Annotated in this window: 16 protein-coding genes; 3 read left to right on the forward strand and 13 right to left on the reverse strand. The window is 71.7% G+C overall.

Going from position 1 to position 18568, the window contains the following annotated elements; genetic code table 11:
• Positions 1–1223: 1223 nt before the first annotated feature.
• Positions 1224–2366 carry a glycosyltransferase gene (locus tag I003_RS0107180; protein WP_027770900.1) on the forward strand — a complete coding sequence of 381 codons (1143 nt, stop codon included), beginning with the start codon at positions 1224–1226 and terminating at the stop codon, positions 2364–2366.
• A gap of 291 nt (positions 2367–2657) precedes the next feature.
• Here the strand turns inward: I003_RS0107180 and I003_RS34165 are convergent, their stop codons facing one another.
• The 8 genes from I003_RS34165 to gmd form a co-directional block, all read right to left on the reverse strand.
• A complete protein-coding gene (locus I003_RS34165) occupies positions 2658–4148 on the reverse strand; it encodes a serine/threonine-protein kinase (RefSeq protein WP_051368130.1) in 1491 nt (496 codons plus the stop codon).
• A gap of 52 nt (positions 4149–4200) precedes the next feature.
• A complete protein-coding gene (locus I003_RS0107190) occupies positions 4201–4446 on the reverse strand; it encodes a DUF397 domain-containing protein (RefSeq protein WP_027770901.1) in 246 nt (81 codons plus the stop codon).
• A complete protein-coding gene (locus I003_RS36765) occupies positions 4443–4802 on the reverse strand; it encodes a Scr1 family TA system antitoxin-like transcriptional regulator (protein ID WP_486584123.1) in 360 nt (119 codons plus the stop codon). The genes I003_RS0107190 and I003_RS36765 overlap by 4 nt, the downstream gene beginning before the upstream one ends.
• Positions 4803–4868: 66 nt before the next feature.
• Positions 4869–5003, reverse strand: coding sequence for a hypothetical protein (locus I003_RS36770; RefSeq protein ID WP_486584124.1), 135 nt, complete (start codon positions 5001–5003; stop codon positions 4869–4871).
• Positions 5004–5051: 48 nt separating this feature from the next.
• Positions 5052–5906, reverse strand: coding sequence for a glycosyltransferase family 2 protein (locus tag I003_RS0107200; protein WP_027770902.1), 855 nt, complete (start codon positions 5904–5906; stop codon positions 5052–5054).
• Positions 5907–5915: 9 nt separating this feature from the next.
• Positions 5916–6374, reverse strand: coding sequence for a hypothetical protein (locus tag I003_RS0107205; RefSeq protein WP_027770903.1), 459 nt, complete (start codon positions 6372–6374; stop codon positions 5916–5918).
• Positions 6374–8497 carry a CBM96 family carbohydrate-binding protein gene (locus tag I003_RS0107210; RefSeq protein ID WP_027770904.1) on the reverse strand — a complete coding sequence of 708 codons (2124 nt, stop codon included), beginning with the start codon at positions 8495–8497 and terminating at the stop codon, positions 6374–6376. The genes I003_RS0107205 and I003_RS0107210 overlap by 1 nt, the downstream gene beginning before the upstream one ends.
• 66 nt (positions 8498–8563) lie before the next feature.
• Positions 8564–9577 (reverse strand): GDP-mannose 4,6-dehydratase, encoded by a 1014-nt coding sequence (gene gmd / locus I003_RS0107215; protein WP_027770905.1) that lies wholly within the window; start codon positions 9575–9577, stop codon positions 8564–8566.
• 50 nt (positions 9578–9627) lie between these two features.
• On the opposite strand from gmd, the gene I003_RS0107220 reads away from it, so the two are divergent.
• Positions 9628–10566 carry a GDP-L-fucose synthase family protein gene (locus tag I003_RS0107220; RefSeq protein WP_027770906.1) on the forward strand — a complete coding sequence of 313 codons (939 nt, stop codon included), beginning with the start codon at positions 9628–9630 and terminating at the stop codon, positions 10564–10566.
• Between the two features lie 137 nt (positions 10567–10703).
• Here the strand turns inward: I003_RS0107220 and I003_RS0107225 are convergent, their stop codons facing one another.
• The 5 genes from I003_RS0107225 to I003_RS0107245 all read right to left on the reverse strand — a co-directional run bounded on the left by I003_RS0107225 (position 10704) and on the right by I003_RS0107245 (position 17330).
• Entirely contained in the window at positions 10704–12152 is a 1449-nt protein-coding gene (locus I003_RS0107225; protein WP_486584125.1) for a sugar transferase, read from the reverse strand.
• A gap of 279 nt (positions 12153–12431) precedes the next feature.
• A complete protein-coding gene (gene arfA / locus I003_RS0107230) occupies positions 12432–13985 on the reverse strand; it encodes an arabinosylfuranosidase ArfA (protein WP_027770908.1) in 1554 nt (517 codons plus the stop codon).
• A gap of 60 nt (positions 13986–14045) precedes the next feature.
• Positions 14046–14951, reverse strand: a complete 906-nt coding sequence (locus I003_RS0107235) for a carbohydrate ABC transporter permease (RefSeq protein ID WP_027770909.1) — start codon at positions 14949–14951, stop codon at positions 14046–14048.
• Between the two features lie 3 nt (positions 14952–14954).
• Positions 14955–15887 carry a carbohydrate ABC transporter permease gene (locus tag I003_RS0107240; RefSeq protein WP_027770910.1) on the reverse strand — a complete coding sequence of 311 codons (933 nt, stop codon included), beginning with the start codon at positions 15885–15887 and terminating at the stop codon, positions 14955–14957.
• Positions 15888–15926: 39 nt separating this feature from the next.
• Positions 15927–17330 (reverse strand): extracellular solute-binding protein, encoded by a 1404-nt coding sequence (locus I003_RS0107245; RefSeq protein WP_027770911.1) that lies wholly within the window; start codon positions 17328–17330, stop codon positions 15927–15929.
• A gap of 150 nt (positions 17331–17480) precedes the next feature.
• Between I003_RS0107245 and I003_RS0107250 the strand changes: the two genes are divergently transcribed.
• Positions 17481–18509, forward strand: a complete 1029-nt coding sequence (locus tag I003_RS0107250; RefSeq protein ID WP_027770912.1) for a LacI family DNA-binding transcriptional regulator — start codon at positions 17481–17483, stop codon at positions 18507–18509.
• Positions 18510–18568 lie beyond the last annotated feature (59 nt).

Consider the following 18568-nt stretch of genomic DNA (forward strand, 5'->3'; position numbering starts at 1 on the left):
CAGCTCCGGTAGTCCGGCCCTCGCCCACCGGCACATCCGCGACCCGCACAAGCCCAGCACCGGGCTGCCACCCCGACCACCGGGCGCACCCGCGATCGGGGCAGCCCCAACCCCGGCCGACGGCCCCCGTCCGCCGGGGTCGGCATTCGTAGCCCTGTCGGAGGGTGCCCGCTCCCCCTGGGCCACCCTTAGCTGCCGGTCTGTCACGGGCCGGAGTCCGGGGTCAAGGGTGGGGCGAAGCCCCATCGCGCAGCGACGCCCCCGCAGCGAAGCGGAAGGGGGCGCCCTTGACGCCGGACGCAGGCCCGACAATGCAAGAGCGGGGTGGCCCGGGGGGAGCCCCCACGACACCGCCCCACCCCGACACCGGCACCCCCGGACCAGCCCCCGTCACGGACGGGCGCCTGCCCCGAGGCGGGGCCTCACCGCACACCGGCCTACCTCACGCACCGCCGCCCGCCCCGGCACGTACCCCGTACTCCGGCCTGCTCGGCGCAGCACCGTTCCACCCGGCCCGTAACCCCGCACCCGCTCCACCCACCCCGCCGGCCAGCCGCCGACACCGACGACCCGGGCTCACTGTCAGTACGGGCGCATACCCTTGGGCGGGTGTGAGGGGACGTGGGGGTCTGGGCGAGCAACGACCGCCTGCCCCGATGCCGCCCCCGCCGGACCGGCCCACCCGCGCAGTACCGTTCGTGCTGGCGTCCGCCGCGCGCAGTACCGTCCGTGCTGGCGTCTGCCGCGCGTGGCACTGTCTGCCCTGGCGTCCGTCCCGCGTCGCATCGTCCGCCCTGGGGCCCACCCCGTATGCCGGTCCGTTCGGCGAACCACCGCCCCGGGCGCGTGCCCCCCGACCCGCCTCGCGCACACGACGGCTCAGCCGCCGGCGCCCGTCGTGGCCTGGTCCGGCAAGCGCTCCTTCGGGTCGGTCCACGCGCGGCATCGGCCGGGGCATCCTGACGTGGCGATGCGGGGCAACCCGGTGCTTCACCTGCGCTGTCGGGTGCGCCGTTGACCGGTCCGAGCCGGTACCCGATGAAGTTCCCCCCGGACGCCGACACCAGATCGGACCCTCCGGCTGCGTTCGAGCACCGCCGTACTCGTCTCCGGATCACCGGTCCGGTCTGCGCCGATTCAGCCAACACTGCCCAAGGACGCCAACAACGGTAGGCTCCGTGAACGTAGGTACGGTGCCGGGGGGCGCCTGGGAGGGGACCGTCTTGAGAGTTCTGCATGTCGTCACGCTGCACACGCCCACGAACGACTTCGGCGGGCCCACGCGCGTCGCGCTCAACCTGTCCAAGGGGCTGCGGGCCCGGGGCGTCGACTCGCGTATCGCCACCCTCGGCGACGGCTTCGACGGCCCGCTGCCCCGCGACATCGACGGCGTGCCGGCGTGGATGTACCAGGCCAAGCACGTGCTGCCGCGGTTCGAGGTGAGCGGCATCACCTCCCCGGCTCTGCTGGCCCGCGCCCGCCGCCTGGTCCGCTCCGCGGACGTCGTGCACGTCCACCTCATGCGGGACCTCATCACGCTGCCCTTCGCGCTCATCGCGCAGCAGGCCGGGGTGCCGGTGGTGCTGCAGACCCACGGCATGATCGACCCCACCGAGAAACCGGTCGCCCGCGCCGTCGACGTCCTCGGGCTGCGCCGCGCGCTGCGCAGGGCGGACGCGACGCTGTATCTCACGGAGTTCGAGCACGGCGAGATCCAGGCCGTCATCCCGGACACGCCCCTGAACCGGCCGCGGCGCCTGGTCAACGGCGTGCTGCCGCAGGAGCGCAGAACGGCGCGGACGTCGGGGCCGCCGACGGTCGTGTACGTCGCGCGGGTGCAGGAACGCAAGCGGCCGCAGGACTTCATCCGGGCGATCCCCGTGGTGCTGGCGAAGTACCCGGACGCCCGCTTCGTCCTCGCCGGACCGGACACCGGCGCGCTGGCGGAGCCGATGATGCGGCTGGCGGCGGAACTGGGCGTGGCGGACTCGGTGTCGTACGTCGGCTCCCTCACCCCCGACGAGGTGCTGGCCCAGCACCGCACCGCCGACGTCTACGTCCTGCCCTCCGTCGTCGAGCCGTTCCCCGTCTCCGTACTGGAGGCCATGTCGGTCGGCGTCCCCGTCGTGATCACCCGCACCTGCGGCCTCGGCCCCGACGTCGCGGAGGCCGGCGCGGGCCGCGTCCTCGACAGCCGCGCCGACGCGGACAACGGCCCGCTGGTCGGCCAGGCGGTCCTGGAACTCCTGGACCCGGCGGCCAACGAGGAGGCGTCGCAGGCCGCCTGGCAGCTCATCAACGACCGCTTCGCCATCGACGGCGTGGTGGACACCCTCCTCGACGTCTACGACGAGGTCCGCCGCTGAGCCGTCCGCCTCCCGTTCCGCACCGCGGTGACCGTTGGGCCCTCGGCGCGCTCCAGGATGCTCCGCGCCTTCTTTGACTGCGCCGTGCTGGTCTTCACCCAGCCGGCCAGCAGTCCACTGCGCGCTCAAGCCGCCGTCGTACTTCCGCTCCGTGCTGGTTGACATGACGTATCTCGAACCGGGGCGCTCACTTGGCCGTTCTCCGGACGCTGAGACGGCCTTCGTCTGATCATGTGCTCCGACCAAGGTGCACCGATCAGAACGAAGGCCGTCCCCGAAGGCTCCTACAGGTTAAAGACCAGGCTGGACGCCGTGGTGGTTCTGCGGTCCGGCGGAGAACGCGGCCCTGCGGGCGGCTGCGGCGAGCCAGGGCTTGAGGGAGCCGTCGTTGGTGAGGTCGGCGCGGTAGGCCAGCGCCACGGTCAGGTAGCGGTGGACTCTCCGGCTGTATCGCCATCGGAGGCTGCGGTAGACCTCGTCGGGGCACGGGGCGAGGCCGCCCCCGTCGCGGGCGCTCCAGATGGTGAGGCGCCATGCGCCTCCCCCGTCGCCCAGGTACCCGTGCGCGTCCCGGGCCGTCGCCGCATCGGGGAACGCGAAGACCTGGACGGAGACGTAGACGGGGTTCTCGGGCGTGGCGTGGGGACCGGCCTGCTCCGCGTAGACGCCGGCCACGACTTCGGTGCAGTCACGGCCCGCGAGTTCCCCGACCACGTCGCTGCGGCCCGCTTCACGGGAGAGGCGGGTCTCCCCGGCGATCCGCGCGAACTCGATGTCCATGTCGTTCGTGAACCCCCGCGGCAGCAGGGCGTCCACGGTGAACGGCGTCTCGTCGGTGGAAGCCCGGTCCCAGGAGTCGGGAGAGAGCGGCCGAGACTCGCTCCGCGTGTCGTCCATCAGGCGGGTGCGCTGAGCCGGGGGCACCACCTCGGTGGGAGCTTGCGCTGCCGCGCACAACGCCAGGAGTGCCTGAAGCCGCTGCTGGACCTGCTGTGCCGACTGAGGGCGCCGGTCGGGATCGCGCTCCAGCAGTTCGGCGACGAGCGCGGTCACCTCCGGCGGCAGGCCGGGGCGGAACGCGTCGAGAGGCGGGGCCTCCTCGTCGAGCTTGCGCCGCACGACTGCGATGCCGTTCTGCCCGGAGAACGGCGGCCGGCCGGCGAGCATCGCGAAGAGCATCCCGCCGAGTGCGTACAGGTCGGAGCGTTCGTCGCCGCGCTCGGTGAGGAACTGCTCCGGCGCGCCGAACTCCGGCGTCCCGGCCGGGGCCAGTCGGGAGGAGCGCGCCACGGTGAACGCGGCCTGCACGAACCCGGCGATCCCGAAGTCGACGACCTTCACCAGTCCGTCGCCGGTGAGGATGACGTTGTGGGGCTTGATGTCGTAGTGGATGACCCGGGCCCGGTGGGCGGCCTCCAGCGCGGCGCAGACGCTGCCGGCGAGGGAGACGGCACGCGGTAGGGGTAAGGGACTCTCGGCCTGGAGATGCGCTGTGAGCGTCTGGCCTTCCACCTTCTCCATGACCAGGAACAGCACGTCGTTGTGAACGCCCCGGTCGTACAGGGCGGCGACGTTGGGGTGGACGATCTGGGCAGCGGCGACCGCCTCGCGCTCGAACCTCCGGTGCAGCTCGGCCTGGCCGATGCCGTCGAGATCCAGCAGTTTGAGCGCGACCTCCCGGCGGAGCACGCGATCCCGCGCGGCCCACACCTCGCCCATGCCCCCGCGGCCCAGACGGCCGATCAGCTCGTAACGGTCCGCGATCAGCTTTCCCCGCTCCACGCCCGTCCCTCGCTTGTCCCTGACATGGCAGGGGCCAGCCTATGAGACCGCCTCAGGCGTGGGTGGCGGCGTGGGTGAGGAAGGCGGACCAGGCTTCGGGGGTGAAGCAGAGGTGGGGGCCGTGGGGGTCCTTGGAGTCCCGGACATGGACGGCACCGGGGACGGGAGCCACCTCGACGCACTCGCCGCCTTCGTTGTCGCTGTGGGTGGACTTGCGCCAGGCGACGGCTACTTCGACACAGGCGCCACCAGAGCTGTCGCTGTAGCTGGACTTGAACCAGTCGAGCTTGTCCTTCATCGCTCCTCCAGCAGTTGCGTGATGAACTGTGCGGAGTCTCGGGGGCACAGGGCCTCACCCACGATCAGGTCACGGCGGCGCATCACGACACTGACCCTCTCGGCGTCAGCGTAGAGCACCCCGCCTGCCTGCCCTTCAGCGTAGACGAGATGCTCGTGCTCCGGCGTTTCCAGCACAACGAAGGGGCCAAGGTGTCCGGGATGGAGCCCCCGGCTGCGAGGCATCACATGCAGGGTGACATTGCGTTGCTCGGCAGCCTCAAGAAGCCGGTGCTGCTGCCGACGGCATGCCTCCTCGTCACCGAAGCGGCACCGCAGCACCGCTTCCCAGCGCCGCCACCAACATCCCCTGCGCATCGCACACCTCATCCGCCACCTGCAACAACCGCGGCGTCGGCCGGCGACGGCCCTGCTCCATCATCTTCACCGTGTCGTAGGCGTACCCGCCTCCGTCGCCAGCTCCTCGCGGCTCACCCCCGCCCGCGTGCGCCACCGCTTGGTCTGGTTGCCGCAGTACCGCCACTGCACCGGCGGCTGGGAGTTCTCCAGCGTCGTCACCGCGTTCACCTCACCCCTCGTCTCTCTACTCACAGTAGCGAATCGACGTCACTCCGTGAGGGGAAGCTGGGCGTTCTCCCGGGTCTTGAGGCCGATCTGCCAGCGGTAGAAGCTCATCGCCAGCGCGTAGTCCAGCCCCGCGCGCCCGTCGAGGAAGCCGCGCTTGTACACGTAGGCGTACGCGAAGGACACCAGCGGCTTCAGCGGCGCCTTGTGGAAGAGCTGTCCCTGCCGCGTCTTGGCCTGCCGGATCTCCTCGCGGACCTCCGGGTGGAGTTCCAGCCACGCCTCCCAGTCCGAGTAGCGGTTGTGCCGCTCGAACCACGTGCGTACCGGGTCCAGGTCCTCGTGCTCGATGGTGGCCTTCAGCCGCACCACCCTTCCGTCGGCCAGCGGCTGGTAGTGGCCCTCCTGCTCGCCCATGCCCGGCGCGTCCAGGTCTCCCAGCTCCGGGAAGCGGACGCGGGTGCGGTCCATCAGGGCGCGCTTGATGATGGTGTAGCCGTGCCGCAGGCGCTTGCCGGCGAACCAGTAGCCCAGCGGGATGTCGAACGCGGCCGGGGCCACCTTGAGCGAGCCGTCGGCCGCCGGGTCGAAGATGCGGTGCAGTTCGGTGATCAGCTCCGGGCTCGGCGTCTCGTCGCCGTCGATGAACAGCATCCAGTCCAGCTCGGGATGGATGTGGTCCAGGCACCACTGCTTCTTCTTCGGGTACGTGCCGTCCCAGGTGTACGGGACGATCTCGGCGCCCTCGTCCGCCGCGAGGGCGCGGGTGTCGTCCGTGCTGTCCGAGTCGACCACCACCACGGCCTCGAAGTGGTCGATGACGGACCGCACCGTCGTCGCGATGTTCTCGGCCTCGTTCTTGGTCGGTATCGCGACGACGATGGGCAGTCTCTTCAAGCCGCACTCCTACAGCAGGTCTTCGTACTGGGGGCAGAGGGTGTGGATCGCGTCCTCGGCGTTGGCGATGTCGCCGGAGCGGATGGCTTCGCGGGCCAGCTCGTCGTCCGTCGCCGCGGCGCTCTTGATCTTGGCGCAGGCTTCCTCGCCGGCCTCCAGGATCGCCGCCGGGTCCACACCCTCGGGCACCCGGTCCTTCAGGTACGTCTTTTCCTTCTCAGAGAACTCGCCCTCGGCGGGCTCCAGTTCCTCCTCCGGCACCTTTTCGGTGTCGTCGGCCTTCTCGTCGCCGGCCGGGCCCGGGTCCTTCGGGGTGCGGTCGCCGTCCTGCTGGGACGCCGGGGGCTTGCCGGCCGTGTCGTCACCGTCGTCGCCCCCGCTGCAGCCCGCCAGGGCCAGGACGGTGGCCGCCGCGGCGGCCACCGTCGCGAGCGCCGCCCGCGGCCTTCGTGCGGTACGGGGCCGCATCAGCCCGCTCCGAAGGTCAGCGTGAGCTTCGGGGCGTACGAGGTCTCGCGCGCCCGTACCCACCAGGCGTCGGTGCCGTCGCTGGTCAGGGCCACGTCGAGGGTGTCGCCCAGCGAACCGGCGACCCCGGAGGCGGACAGCGACGCGGTGTAGTCGGTGTCCAGCTCCGTCGCGCCGGTGAACGTGCCCAGCACCGTGGACGACAGCTCCGGCCGCTCCGCGTACGTCACCGCCGATTCCGACCAGGAGCCGGTGACCGGCTGCACGCTGATCGTGTCCGGGGTGCCGGCGCTGGCGTCGCCGGTGGTGCGCAGCGTCAGCTTCGCGGACTTCAGCGTCATGCCGCTGGGCGCCTGCGGCAGCGAGAACCGCAGGTAGCTGAGGTAGGGGGAGGTCTTCCTGACCAGGAGCTGATTGTGCGTGCCGTAGTTGGCGTTCACCGCCGAGCCGTTGACGTAGGCGTCGGCGGTCGCGGTGCGCTCGACCGTGGTCTCGGACGGCGTGCCCGGCGTGGTCACCGTCACCGCCGCGGACTTGGCGGTGGTGTTGCCGGCGGCGTCGCTCGCGGTGATCTGGTAGCTGTACGTGGTGCCGGCCTTGACCTCGGTGTCGGTGAAGGAGCCCTGGGGCAGCGTCCAGAAGTTCGAGTCCAGCGTCGGCTTGGTCGCCAGCGCCTCGCCGTTGCGGTAGATCGTGTACGTCAGCTTGCTGTCGTCGCGGTCCCAGCCGGCCTTCCAGCGCAGCCGCACGCCGCTGTCGACGTTCGCCGCGGTCACGCCGGTGGCGCCGGCGACGGGCTTGCGGGAGTCCGGGGCGCTGGCGAAGCGGACCAGGCCCTGCTGGAGCTTGTTGCCGTTGGACTGGATCCGGGTGAACTCGCCGCCGATCCACATGTAGTCCTTGCCGCCGCTGGACGAGGTGACCATCACGCGCGGACCGATCTGCTCGGTGCCGGACGGGCCGTCGTCGGTGTCGGGGAACCAGGACAGCAGCGGCTTGGGGGCGGACACGGACTCGGCGAGCATGTGCTGGCGCTCGTTGAGCTCCGGGAACTGGCCCATGCTGCTGCAGTTGTGCGCGTGCGAGACGCTGTACAGCACGTCCTTGTAGACGGTGACGTCCTGGGTGGCGCCCAGGCAGGTGTCGCGCCAGCGCTGGGTGAAGCTGCTGTTGAGGTTCATCGCCAGCCGGCCGTCGAAGACGCCGCCGCCGTGGCCCTCGTGCGCGGTGTAGATGCCGGTCTCGTCGATGTGGATGCCCTTGACGAGAGAGTTCCAGTGCAGCTCGTACGGGTTGTTCTGGTTGTTGCTGACGCCCTTGAAGGCCCGCACGGTCGCGCCGGTGTCGGCGCGGACGACGGCCAGGGCGTGCACGCTGCTGTCGCCGTTGAGCCCGTTGAAGTCGCCGCCGACCACCACGTGCTGCCCGTCCGGGGTCTCCTCGATGACCCGGCCGGCCCGGTCCGGGCCCGCGTTGGCCTTCCAGGAGTTCAGGGCGCCGGTGGACGCGTTGACGGCGGCGAACTTCACCCGGCTCTCGCCGCGGACCGTCTTGAAGTCGCCGGCCATGTACAGCCGGCCGCTCGCCGCGGCGTCCAGCCCGTAGACGCGGGCGGAGACGGCGCCGGCGTTGAAGCCGGTCTTCACCGTGCACGAGGCGATGTCGACGGCCGCGACGCGGCTGCGCGAGACGCCGTCGACGGAACCGAACTCGCCGCCCGCGTAGAGGGTCTTGCCGTCGGGGGAGACGGTCAGCGCGCGCACGGTGGCGGTGCCGGAGCCGATGGTGAAGTTCAGCTTGCAGTCCGTCGGCTCGCCGGTCGCCGCGTCGAACGCGGCGAAGTTCGCGACCTTCGTCTCGTCGGTGCCGGCCGCCGCACCGGGCGGGCGGATGGCGGAGAACGTACCGCCGGCGAAGACCACGCCGTCCGCCTCGGCCATGGACCACACCACGCCGTTGGTCTGCCAGGTCGACAGATCGTCCGCGGTCATCGCCACCGGCGGCGTCACCGCCTCGGCCTCGGGCGAGGAGTAGGTGACGCCGACCGTCACGAGCGTCCCGGTCACCACCGCGAGGGCGACGCCGAGCGCCCCCCACTTCCGTGTTCTTCTGTGCTTGTGCATGTGCCCCCCTGGGCCGTCGTCCCCTGCGGCCGCGCGTCGCGAGTCCGGGGAGAGAATATCCGTTTATTACCTGTCGATCCTGACAGTGGCACCGGCGAGTTCGGCGTCGAGCGCCACGATGTCCGCCTCCACCATGATCCGGGCCAGCTCGGGCCACTTGACCTGCGGCTTCCAGCCGAGCAGATCGCCCGCTTTCGTGGCGTCCCCGATGAGCGCGTCGACCTCGCTGGGGCGTTCGTACTTGGGGTCGAAGCGGACGTACTCCGTCCAGTCCAGGTCCGCGGTGGTGAACGCGGCCTCCAGGAACTGGCGGACGCTGCCGGCCTCGCCGGTGGCGACCACGTAGTCGTCCGGCACGTCGCGCTGGAGCATCAGCCACATGGCCTCGACGTACTCCGGGGCGTAGCCCCAGTCGCGGACCGCGTCGAGGTTGCCCATGTAGAGGCGGTCCTGCAGGCCCGCCTTGATCCGCGCCACCGCGCGGGTGATCTTGCGGGTGACGAAGGTCTCACCGCGGCGCGGCGACTCGTGGTTGAACAGAATGCCGTTGACCGCGAAAAGGTCGTACGCCTCCCGGTAGTTCACCGTCGACCAGTAGCCGAAGACCTTCGCGCAGCCGTACGGGCTGCGCGGATGGAAGGGAGTCCGCTCGTTCTGCGGCGGCGGCGCGGAGCCGAACATCTCCGAGGACGACGCCTGGTAGAGCCGGGTGTCGATGCCGGCGGCGCGCACCGCCTCCAGCAGCCGCATGGAGCCCAGCCCGGTGACGTCCGCGGTGTACAGGGGGGCGTCGAAGGAGACCCGGACGTGCGACTGGGCGCCGAGGTTGTAGACCTCGTCGGGCGCCAGGTCGCGCAGCAGGTTCACCAGCGCGACGCCGTCGGTGAGGTCCGCGTGGTGCAGCACCAGCCGGCGGCCGGGGTCCTGCGGCTCCTCGTAGACGTGGTCGATGCGGCCGGTGTTGAACGACGACGAGCGCCGCACGAGACCGTGCACCGTGTAGCCCTTGGCGAGCAGCAGTTCGGCGAGGTACGAGCCGTCCTGGCCGGTGACGCCGGTGATGAGGGCCGTCTTGCCCATGGGATCCTTCCCTCTGATCATTCCGCCGGATGGCAGAATCCGTACGTGTGATGCCATCTGACGAATTGCTCCCGTCCGGCGCGCGCGTCTTCGTCGCCGGCCACCGCGGCCTGGTCGGCTCGGCCGTCGCCCGCCGGCTGACCGCCGACGGGTACGACGTGCTCACCCGCAGCCGCGCGGAACTGGACCTGCGCGACGCCGAACGGACGGCGGCCTGGCTGGCGGCCGTCCGGCCCGACGCGGTGGTGCTGGCCGCGGCCAAGGTCGGCGGCATCATGGCCAACAGCCGCTACCCGGTGCAGTTCCTGGAGGACAACCTGCGCATCCAGCTCAGCGTCATCGCCGGCAGCCACGCGGCGGACGTCCGGCGGCTGCTGTTCCTCGGCTCGTCGTGCATCTACCCCAAGCTGGCGGACCAGCCGATCCGCGAGGACTCGCTGCTGACCGGGCCGCTGGAGCCGACGAACCAGGCGTACGCGCTGGCGAAGATCGCGGGCATCGAGCAGGTGCAGGCGTACCGCAGGCAGTACGGCGCGGCGTACGTCTCGGCGATGCCGACGAACCTCTACGGCCCCGGCGACAACTTCGACCTGGAGACCTCGCACGTGCTGCCGGCGCTCATCCGGCGCTTCCACGAGGCGCGGGAGACCGGCGCAGCGGAGGTCGTGCTCTGGGGTACGGGGACGCCGCGGAGGGAGTTCCTGCACGTGGACGACCTCGCGGCGGCGTGCCTGGCACTGCTGCGCGGCTACGACGCGGACGAGCCGGTCAACGTCGGCTGCGGCGAGGACCTGACGATCCGCGAACTGGCGGAGACCGTACGGGACGTGGTCGGCTACCGGGGGCGCATCGCCTTCGACGCGAGCCGCCCGGACGGCACGCCGCGCAAGCTGCTGGACGTCTCGCGCATCACGGAGCTGGGCTGGCGGCCGGAGATCCCGCTGCGGGAGGGGATCGCGGCGGTGTACGCGTCCTGGCGCGAGCGCTGAGGGGCTGCGCCCCTCGGGCACCCCGCCCCGGGTCTCCGAGGGGCTGCGCCCCTCGGGCACCCCGGTCGGCGTCGCGGCTTCGCCGTGGGTGGGTGGGGCGAGGGGCGCCCGGCATCTGTGGTCCGGCGTTTCGGGGGTCAATACGCCCCCCTGCCGTCGACGACCGCGCGGAGGGTGCGGGCCATCACGTCCATGTCGTGGGCGAAAGACCAGTTCTCGACGTAGTGCAGGTCCAGCGCGATCGTCTCGTCCCAGGTCAGGTCCGAGCGTCCGCTGACCTGCCACAGGCCCGTTATCCCCGGCTTCACCGACAGCCGGCGCAGTTCGGTGTCGCTGTAGCGGGCGACCTCCTCCGGCAGCGGGGGGCGCGGGCCGACGAGGGACATCTGCCCGCGCAGCACGTTGAACAACTGCGGCAACTCGTCCAGTGAGCTGCGGCGCAGCGCCTCTCCGACGCGGGTCACCCGCGGGTCGCGGCGGATCTTGAAGATGGGGCTGCCGTCGTGTTCGTTGACCACGGACAGCGCGGCCTTCTGCTGCTCCGCGTCCTCGACCATGCTGCGGAACTTCCACATGGTGAACGGGGCCCCGCCCCGGCCGAGGCGGGTCTGCTTGTGGAACACCGGTCCCGGCGAGGTGAACTTCACCGCCGCGGCGATCACCGCGAACAGCGGCGACAGCACCACGAGGCCGACGGCCGCGGCGACGCGGTCGCTCGCCGCCTTCAGCGTCGACTGCGCCCCCCGCCGCAGCGGCGGCGCGATGTGCAGGAGGGTCAGGCCCGCGACCACCGACAGCCGCAGCCGCCGCTCGGCGACCTCGGCGATGCCCGGCAGGACGGCCAGCGGCAGCTCCGCGTCGTGCAGGGCCCAGGCCAACTGCCGCAGCCGGGCCGCGGGCAGGAGTGGTCCCGGGGCGGCGAGGACCAGCTCGGCGCCGTGCTCGCGGGCGGCGGTCAGGACCGCCTGGGCGTCCCAGCCCGCCCGGTCCGAAGGGACGGGGCCCAGCCGGGCGGCCTCCGGGGCGCCGCAGGACAGCGGGGCCTCGCCGACCGGGACGACGCCGACGACGACGTACTCGTGGTCGGTGCGTGCGGCCAGTCGGCCCACGACGTGGTCGGCGGTGGCCGGTTCGGCGACCACGAGCACGCGCCGTACGGCCAGGCCCTCCCGGCGGGACGCGACGAGATGGTGGTGGAGCAGCTTGGCGGTGACGACGGTCAGCGCCAGCCCCGGCAGCAGGGCGAGCAGCGCCGGCTGCGGTTCCGCGGCGCGGTCGGCGGTGAAGGCGCGGACGACGGCGAGTACGCCGAAGAGCAGGAGCCAGTCCTGCAGCAGCGGCACCACCGCGCCCGACTCGCCGAGCTGCCGCGCGGAGTAGCGGCGCCGCGCGGCGCGGACGGCAAGCCAGCCGCCGGCGGCCAGGGCGGCGCACAGCGCCGGATACGGCTGCCGGGTGGTGACGAAGACGAGCACGACGGGGACGGCGATCCCCGCCGCGTCGGTGACGAGGGCGGCCGGCAGGTACCAGGCCGGTTTTGCCGCGGCGGAGCGGACGCGGGTCCCGCGTCTCGGCTCCGCCGTCATGATCCCGGTATCGGCTACTCCGATACGCCGCATGTTCCCCCCTGGCCCATCGCGACTGTTGAGGCGCACGCGATCCTCCCCCGGTCGACGCGCACCTTCCGCTCGGAACTTTAAGCCAGATTTGCGAAGAACGCCCCTGGTTCCATGCAAAAAGGGCCTTAAGTGTAGTGAGCTTCACACCAGGTCGGCGCCGCCGTGCGGGTCACGACGTACGACTCCCGAGAGGGGTCGAGGGATGTACGGCTTTTTACGGCAGTTTCGATTGCCTGCTGCCCGTGGTCACGCACCCCGTTTCCGCAGCCGGACAACGTTCCAGGAAATGCTGGGCAGTTCGGCCTCAAGCTCGCCGTCTGCGCTGATCCGGGTGGTGGCGACGGACCGCGGCAGCACCCGCCCCGGATCCGCCTCGGTGTTCGCCGCGTCGGGGTCGTCGTCGGCGAGGACAAGATGTTCGATCACCGTGTATCCGTCCGTCCCGGCGTCCGTCCCGCCCTGCGCGCCGAACCCCCGCAACGCGACCGACAGCCGCAGCGGTTCGTCCTGCGCCCGGTTGACCGCGAGGATCGTCAGGTCCCCGCTCTCCTCGTCGTACGTCACCACGTGGTCGAGCGCGGGGACGTCGCCGTGGCGCGCGGTCGTGACGCGCGAGGACGTACGGTCGGCCTCGGAGCGCAGCACCGTGCCGCGCGCGAACCGGGCGGCCTGCGCGAACGGATGGAAGGTCGCCTGACGCCATGCGGGGCCCGCGGGCTCGCTGCGGATCGGCGCGATGACGTTGACGAGCTGCGCCAGGCAGGCCACGGCGACCCGGTCGGCGTGCCGGAGCAGGGTGATGAGCAGGGAGCCCACCACGACCGCGTCGGTGACCGAGTAGGTGTCCTCGATGAGCCGCGGCGCCTCGGCGGTGGCCAGGTTCCGTTCGCCGGGGAAGCGGGCGGCGTACCAGACGTTCCACTCGTCGAAGGAGAGCCGGATGCGTTTGTCCGCCCGCCGTACGGCGCGTACGTGGTCCGCGGTGGACACCACGTCGGAGATGTACTGGTCCATGTGCGCGCCGGAGGCGAGGAAGCTCGCGCGGTCGCCGTCCAGTTCCTCGTAGTAGGCGTGCAGCGACAGGTAGTCGACCTCGTCGTAGGTCTCCTCCAGCACCTCGCGCTCCCAGGTGCCGAACGTCGGCATCCCGGCGTTGGAGCTGCCGCAGGCGACGAGTTCGATCGACGGGTCGACCTGGTGCATGGCCTTGCCGGCCTCGGCCGCCAGCCGGCCGTACTCGCGGGCGGGCTTGTGCCCGGTCTGCCACGGGCCGTCCATCTCGTTGCCCAGGCACCACAGCCGTACGCCGTGCGGCTCGGCGACGCCGTGCGCGATCCGCAGGTCGGACCAGGCGGTGCCACCGGGGTGGTTCACGTACTCGACGAGCGCGCGGGCGGCGTCGATGCCGCGGGTGCCGAGGTTGACGGCCATCATCGGCTCCAGACCCAGCCCCCGGGCCCAGGTCAGGAACTCGTTCGTGCCGACCTGGTTGGTCTCCACCGACCGCCAGGCGAGGTCGAGGCGGCGCGGGCGCTCGGCCGCGGGCCCGACGCCGTCCTCCCAGTGGTAGCCGGAGACGAAGTTGCCCCCGGGGTAGCGGACGAGGCCGGTGCCCAGCTCGCGGACCAGCGCGGCGACGTCGCCGCGGAAGCCGGCGGCGTCGGCGGTGGGGTGGCCGGGCTCGTAGATGCCGGTGTAGACGCAGCGGCCCATGTGCTCGACGAACGTTCCGTACAGGCGCGGGTCCACCTCGCCGATGACGAACTCGGGGTCGACGGTGAACCTGGCGGTGTGCGGCATGCGGTGCCTTTCTCCGGGGGCGTTGACGGTGGTGCGCGTGCGGGAGCCGCGGGCGCGGGGTTACTTCAGGCCCGTGCCGGCGATGCCCTCGACGATGCGGCGCTGGAAGAGGGCGAAGACGACGAGCAGCGGGATGGCGCCCAGCACGGCGGAGGCCATGAGCTGCGCGTACGGGATGCCGAAGGCGTCCTGTACGGAGTTGAGCCCGACCGGGAGCGTCATCATCTCCGGGTCGGTGACCACCAGCAGCGGCCACAGGAAGTTGTTCCACACGGCCACGAAGACGAAGATCGTCACGGCCGACACCGCGGGCCGGGAGACGGGCATCACGATCTGCCAGTACGTGCGCAGCCAGCCGGCGCCGTCGGCGCGGGCGGCCTCGATCAGCTCCCGGGGGATGCCGTCGAAGAACTGCTTGAAGACGAAGACGGCGACGACGTTCGGCACCTGCGGCAGGACCACGCCCCAGTAGGTGTTGAGCAGGCCCACCTCCTGCAGCGCGAGGAACTGGGGGATCATCAGCACCTGCATCGGGATCATGATCCCGGCGAGCAGCAGCAGGAACACCCCGCGGCGGAAGCGGAAGCGCACCTGGGAGAGGCCGAAGGCGGCGAGCGAGGCGGTGACGACGGTGAGCACCGTGGTCAGCAGCGAGACGATGAAGCTGTTGGCGTACCAGTAGGGCAGCTTGCCCTTGTCGAAGAGGTCCTCGTACGCCGCGAAGGTGGGGTGGGAGGTGAACCAGGACGTCGGGTCGACGGCTATCTCGTCGGCCGGCCGGAGGGATATCGCCGTCGCGAACAGCAGCGGCACCAGCCACAGCAGGGCGAAGGCGACGAGGACGCCGAGGGCGACGCGGTTGAAGAGCTTCTCGGCGTCGTAGCCGCGCCGGGGCGCGGGGGCGGCGTCCGCGCGGGCGGGCGCGGCGGCGGTGGCGGTGGCGGGGCTTTTCGTGGTGTGGGCCATGGCTCAGCTCTCCTTCTCTGCCCGGCGGACGAGGAAGAACCAGACCAGGGAGATCAGCAGAATGACGAGGAAGAGGAAGAGGGAGACGACCGAGGCGTAGCCGGTGCGGCCGTCGGTGAAGCCGGTGTCGACGATGTACTGCAGCGTCGGGCGGGTGGAGCCGTCGGGGCCGCCGGCGGTCATCATGTAGATCTGGTCGAAGACCTTCAGCGAGGCGACGATCTGCAGGACGGTGACGAGCGTCGTCGTCCGTCCCAGCATGGGGATGACCACGTGCCGGATCCGCTGCCAGGGCCCGGCGCCGTCGATGGCGGCGGCCTCGTGCACGTCCCGGGGGATCTCCTGCAGACCGGCCAGGTAGAGCACGAAGTTGAAGCCGATGGTCCACCAGACGGTGACGCCGGCCAGCGACCACATCGCCCAGTTCGGATCGCCGAGCCAGGACGGCGGCGAGTCGACGCCGAGCGCCTTCAGCCAGTCCTGGGCCAGGCCGGTCTGGTCGGCGAGCACCCCCCACATGAAGATCAGCGAGACCGACGCGGACGGGATGACGTACGGCGCGAAGAAGGCGAAGCGCAGGAACCACCGGCCGCGTACGAACCGGTCGGCGAGGATCGCCAGCACCAGCGCCAGCAGCACCAGCGGGATCGTGGTGAGCACGGTGAACCACAGGGTGTGCTTCAGCGTGCGCCAGAACTCGGAGTCGCCCAGGACGTCGGCGTAGTTGGAGAAGCCGACCCACTTGCCGAAGCCCTCACGCAGCAGGCTGCCGTTGAAGAAGCCCGCCACGAAGGTGTAGATCAGCGGGCCGAGGAGGAAAACGATGTAGAAGAGCGCGAACGGCGCGATCAGGGCCGGGCCCGCGAGCCGGCCGCGGACGGGGCCGGCGCCTGACCGGTCGGGAGTGCGGGCGCCGGTGCCGGCTGTACTCGCCACGGCGGTGCCTTTCGTTCGGGGGAGTGGGGGCGGCGGGGTTCAGATCGGGGACTCGACGTCCGCGAGCGTGCGCAGCACCGAGCGGACCCGGTCCGCGGCGGCGCGCGGGGTCGACCGGCCGGCGAGGGCGGCGCTGACCGCGTCGCCCACCCGGTTCTGCAGGTTGCTGCCCGCGCCGCCGTACCAGGCGACGGGGTCGTACACGGCGCCCTCGGCGGCGGAGGTGTAGTGGGACTGGGGCTCCAGGTCCCGGTACGCGGCCGAACGCTGTGTGGGCAGCCACGCGGGGACGTGCCCGCCCTCGGCCCAGAGCTTGCTGGAGTTCAGCAGCGAGGCGGTGAACTCCAGCGACAGATCGAGCCGGTCGTCGTCCTCTCGGGGCTGCCGCGGCAGGACGAGGGCGTGGCTGTCGGCGAAGCAGGCGTAGGGGGCGTCGGAGAAGACCCGCGGCAGCGGGCGCATGTCGAACGTCACCCCCGAGCCGAGGACGGCGACGATCTGCCAGACGCCGTCCATCAGGAACCCCGCCTCGCCGTTGGTGAGCAGGGTGATCGCGGCCTGCCCGTTGGCGCCCGTGGGGATCAGCTTCTCCTTGCCGAGGCGCTGGATGTACGCGAGCGCCTCCTCGGCCGCGCCGAGGTCGACCTGCACGGTGGAACCGCCGTCGGCGACCAGCGGCCGGCCGCCGAGCTGGGTGTAGAAGGACAGGAACATGCGGAACTGGGTGGCCGTGTCCTTGATCGAGGCGACCGAGCCGCCCCAGACGCCGGTGACCTCCTTCGCCGCGCGCAGCGCGTCGGCGAACTTGTCCGGGCCGTCGAGGTCGGCGAGTACCCCGCCGTCGAGCAGGCCGGCCTTCTCGGCGATGTCGGTGCGGAAGTACAGCGCGAAGGGGTGGGTGTCGATCGGGATGCCGTAGAGGCGGTCCTCGACGTGGGACTTGCGCCAGGGCTTGGCGTCGAACTTCTCCGGCGTCATGCCCTGCTTGGCGAGCGCGTCGGCGGGCAGTTCGCTGAGCAGCCCGGCCTGGGCGAGCACCGGCAGCTTCGACAGGTGCGCGATGGCGACGTGCGGGGGGCGCTTGCCGACGGTGGCGAGGCTGAGCTTGGTGTAGTACGGGTTGCCCCAGACGAAGGTGGTGGCCCGCAGGGTGCTCTCGGGGTGCGCCTTCTCGTACGACTCCTGCATGGCGACCATGCGTTCGCCGTCCCCGCCGGTGAACGGGTTCCAGAAGTTCAGCCTGTTCGCGGGGGGTTCGCCGCCGGTGAAGCCCTGGGCGATGGTCGAGACGCAGCCGCTGAGCGCCGCGGTGGCGGCGGCGCCCGCGGCGAGGCCCGCGACGCCGCGCAGCAGGGCGCGGCGGGAGGGGGCGGGCTGGGCCGCGGGGGTGTCGCGGGCGGGGCCGGAGGCCGCGCGGCCTGGGGAGTCGAGGCGTCGGAGCATGGCGGATGTCCCTTTCCGCGGCGAACTTGTACAACGTTGTAATGCGCTCTTGGTGCAACGTTGTATATCGTCGTGGGCACCACGTCAACAGCCCGCGCAGCAAGGCGTAGGGTGTGCGCACCAGAACCGCGGAGGAATCGGGAGGAAGCCGTGTCCGGGGCCCGCCTCAAGGACGTCGCCGAGCGCGCCGGTGTCTCGATCAAGACCGTCTCGAACGTCGTCCGCGGCGCCGCGCGCGTCGCCGAGCCGACCCGCGAGCGCGTCCTGCGCGCCATCGACGAACTCGGCTACCGCCCGCACGCCTCCGCCCGCCACCTGCGCACCGGCCGCAGCGGCGTCATCGCGCTCGCCGTCCCCGAACTCGTCGCGCCCTACTTCGCGGAGCTGGCCACCTGCGTCATCGCCGCCGCCAAGGAGAGCGGGCAGACGGTCCTCATCGAGGTCACCGACGGCGACCCGGCGGAGGAACTGCGCATCGCCTGCGGCCTGAGCGACCCGCTCATCGACGGCGTGCTCCTCAGCCCTCTGGGCCTGGACCAGACGGCGCTGGCCGCCCGCGAACGCCGCGTCCCGCTCGTGCTGCTGGGCGAGCGGGACTACGAAGTCCCCGCCGACCACGTGCTCATCGACAACGTCGCCGCCGCCCGCGACGCCACCCGGCACCTGATCGGCCTCGGCCGCCGCCGCATCGGGGTCATCGGCGGGCAGCACGGCGACCGCGCGACCGCCACCGCCCTGCAGCGCATGCAGGGGCACCGCGAGGCGCTGGCCGAGGCCGGCCTCACGTACGACCCGGAGCTGGCGCCCGCCGTGGGCGCGTACACCCGCGCGGGCGGCGCGGCGGCGATGCGGGAGCTGCTGGCGCTGCCGCAGCCGCCGGACGCGGTGTTCTGCTTCACGGACCTGATGGCGTCGGGCGCGATGCGCGTCGCGCATGACGCGGGCCTGGCGATCCCGGCCGGCCTGGCGGTGGTCGGCTTCGACGACATCCAGGAGGCGGGGTACATGGTGCCGTCGCTGACCAGCGTCGCGCCGGACAAGCAGGAGCTGGCCAGGCTGGCGGTGAAGGCGTTGCTGGCGCGGATAGAGGGCCCGGCGGAGGCGCCGTCGGCGACGCTGCTGGCGGGATACGACCTGGCGGTGCGGGAGTCGACGGAGCTCTCACCGAGCCGTCCCTAGCGGCCGAGGCGGGGCTCCCGGGGGCGGGGGCCCCGGGGCCCTGGGCGGGGGGTGGTTTC

The organism is Streptomyces sp. CNQ329, assembly GCF_000482585.1.

Coding starts and splice junctions, on each gene's coding strand:
- I003_RS0107190 (WP_027770901.1), bottom strand. CDS start 4,446: ATGAAGGACAAGCTCGACTGGTTCAAGTCCAGCTACAGCGACAGCTCT.
- I003_RS36765 (WP_486584123.1), bottom strand. CDS start 4,802: ATGCGCAGGGGATGTTGGTGGCGGCGCTGGGAAGCGGTGCTGCGGTGC.
- I003_RS0107205 (WP_027770903.1), bottom strand. CDS start 6,374: ATGCGGCCCCGTACCGCACGAAGGCCGCGGGCGGCGCTCGCGACGGTG.
- I003_RS0107210 (WP_027770904.1), bottom strand. CDS start 8,497: ATGCACAAGCACAGAAGAACACGGAAGTGGGGGGCGCTCGGCGTCGCC.
- gmd (WP_027770905.1), bottom strand. CDS start 9,577: ATGGGCAAGACGGCCCTCATCACCGGCGTCACCGGCCAGGACGGCTCG.
- I003_RS0107220 (WP_027770906.1), top strand. CDS start 9,628: ATGCCATCTGACGAATTGCTCCCGTCCGGCGCGCGCGTCTTCGTCGCC.
- I003_RS0107225 (WP_486584125.1), bottom strand. CDS start 12,152: ATGACGGCGGAGCCGAGACGCGGGACCCGCGTCCGCTCCGCCGCGGCA.
- arfA (WP_027770908.1), bottom strand. CDS start 13,985: ATGCCGCACACCGCCAGGTTCACCGTCGACCCCGAGTTCGTCATCGGC.
- I003_RS0107235 (WP_027770909.1), bottom strand. CDS start 14,951: ATGGCCCACACCACGAAAAGCCCCGCCACCGCCACCGCCGCCGCGCCC.
- I003_RS0107245 (WP_027770911.1), bottom strand. CDS start 17,330: ATGCTCCGACGCCTCGACTCCCCAGGCCGCGCGGCCTCCGGCCCCGCC.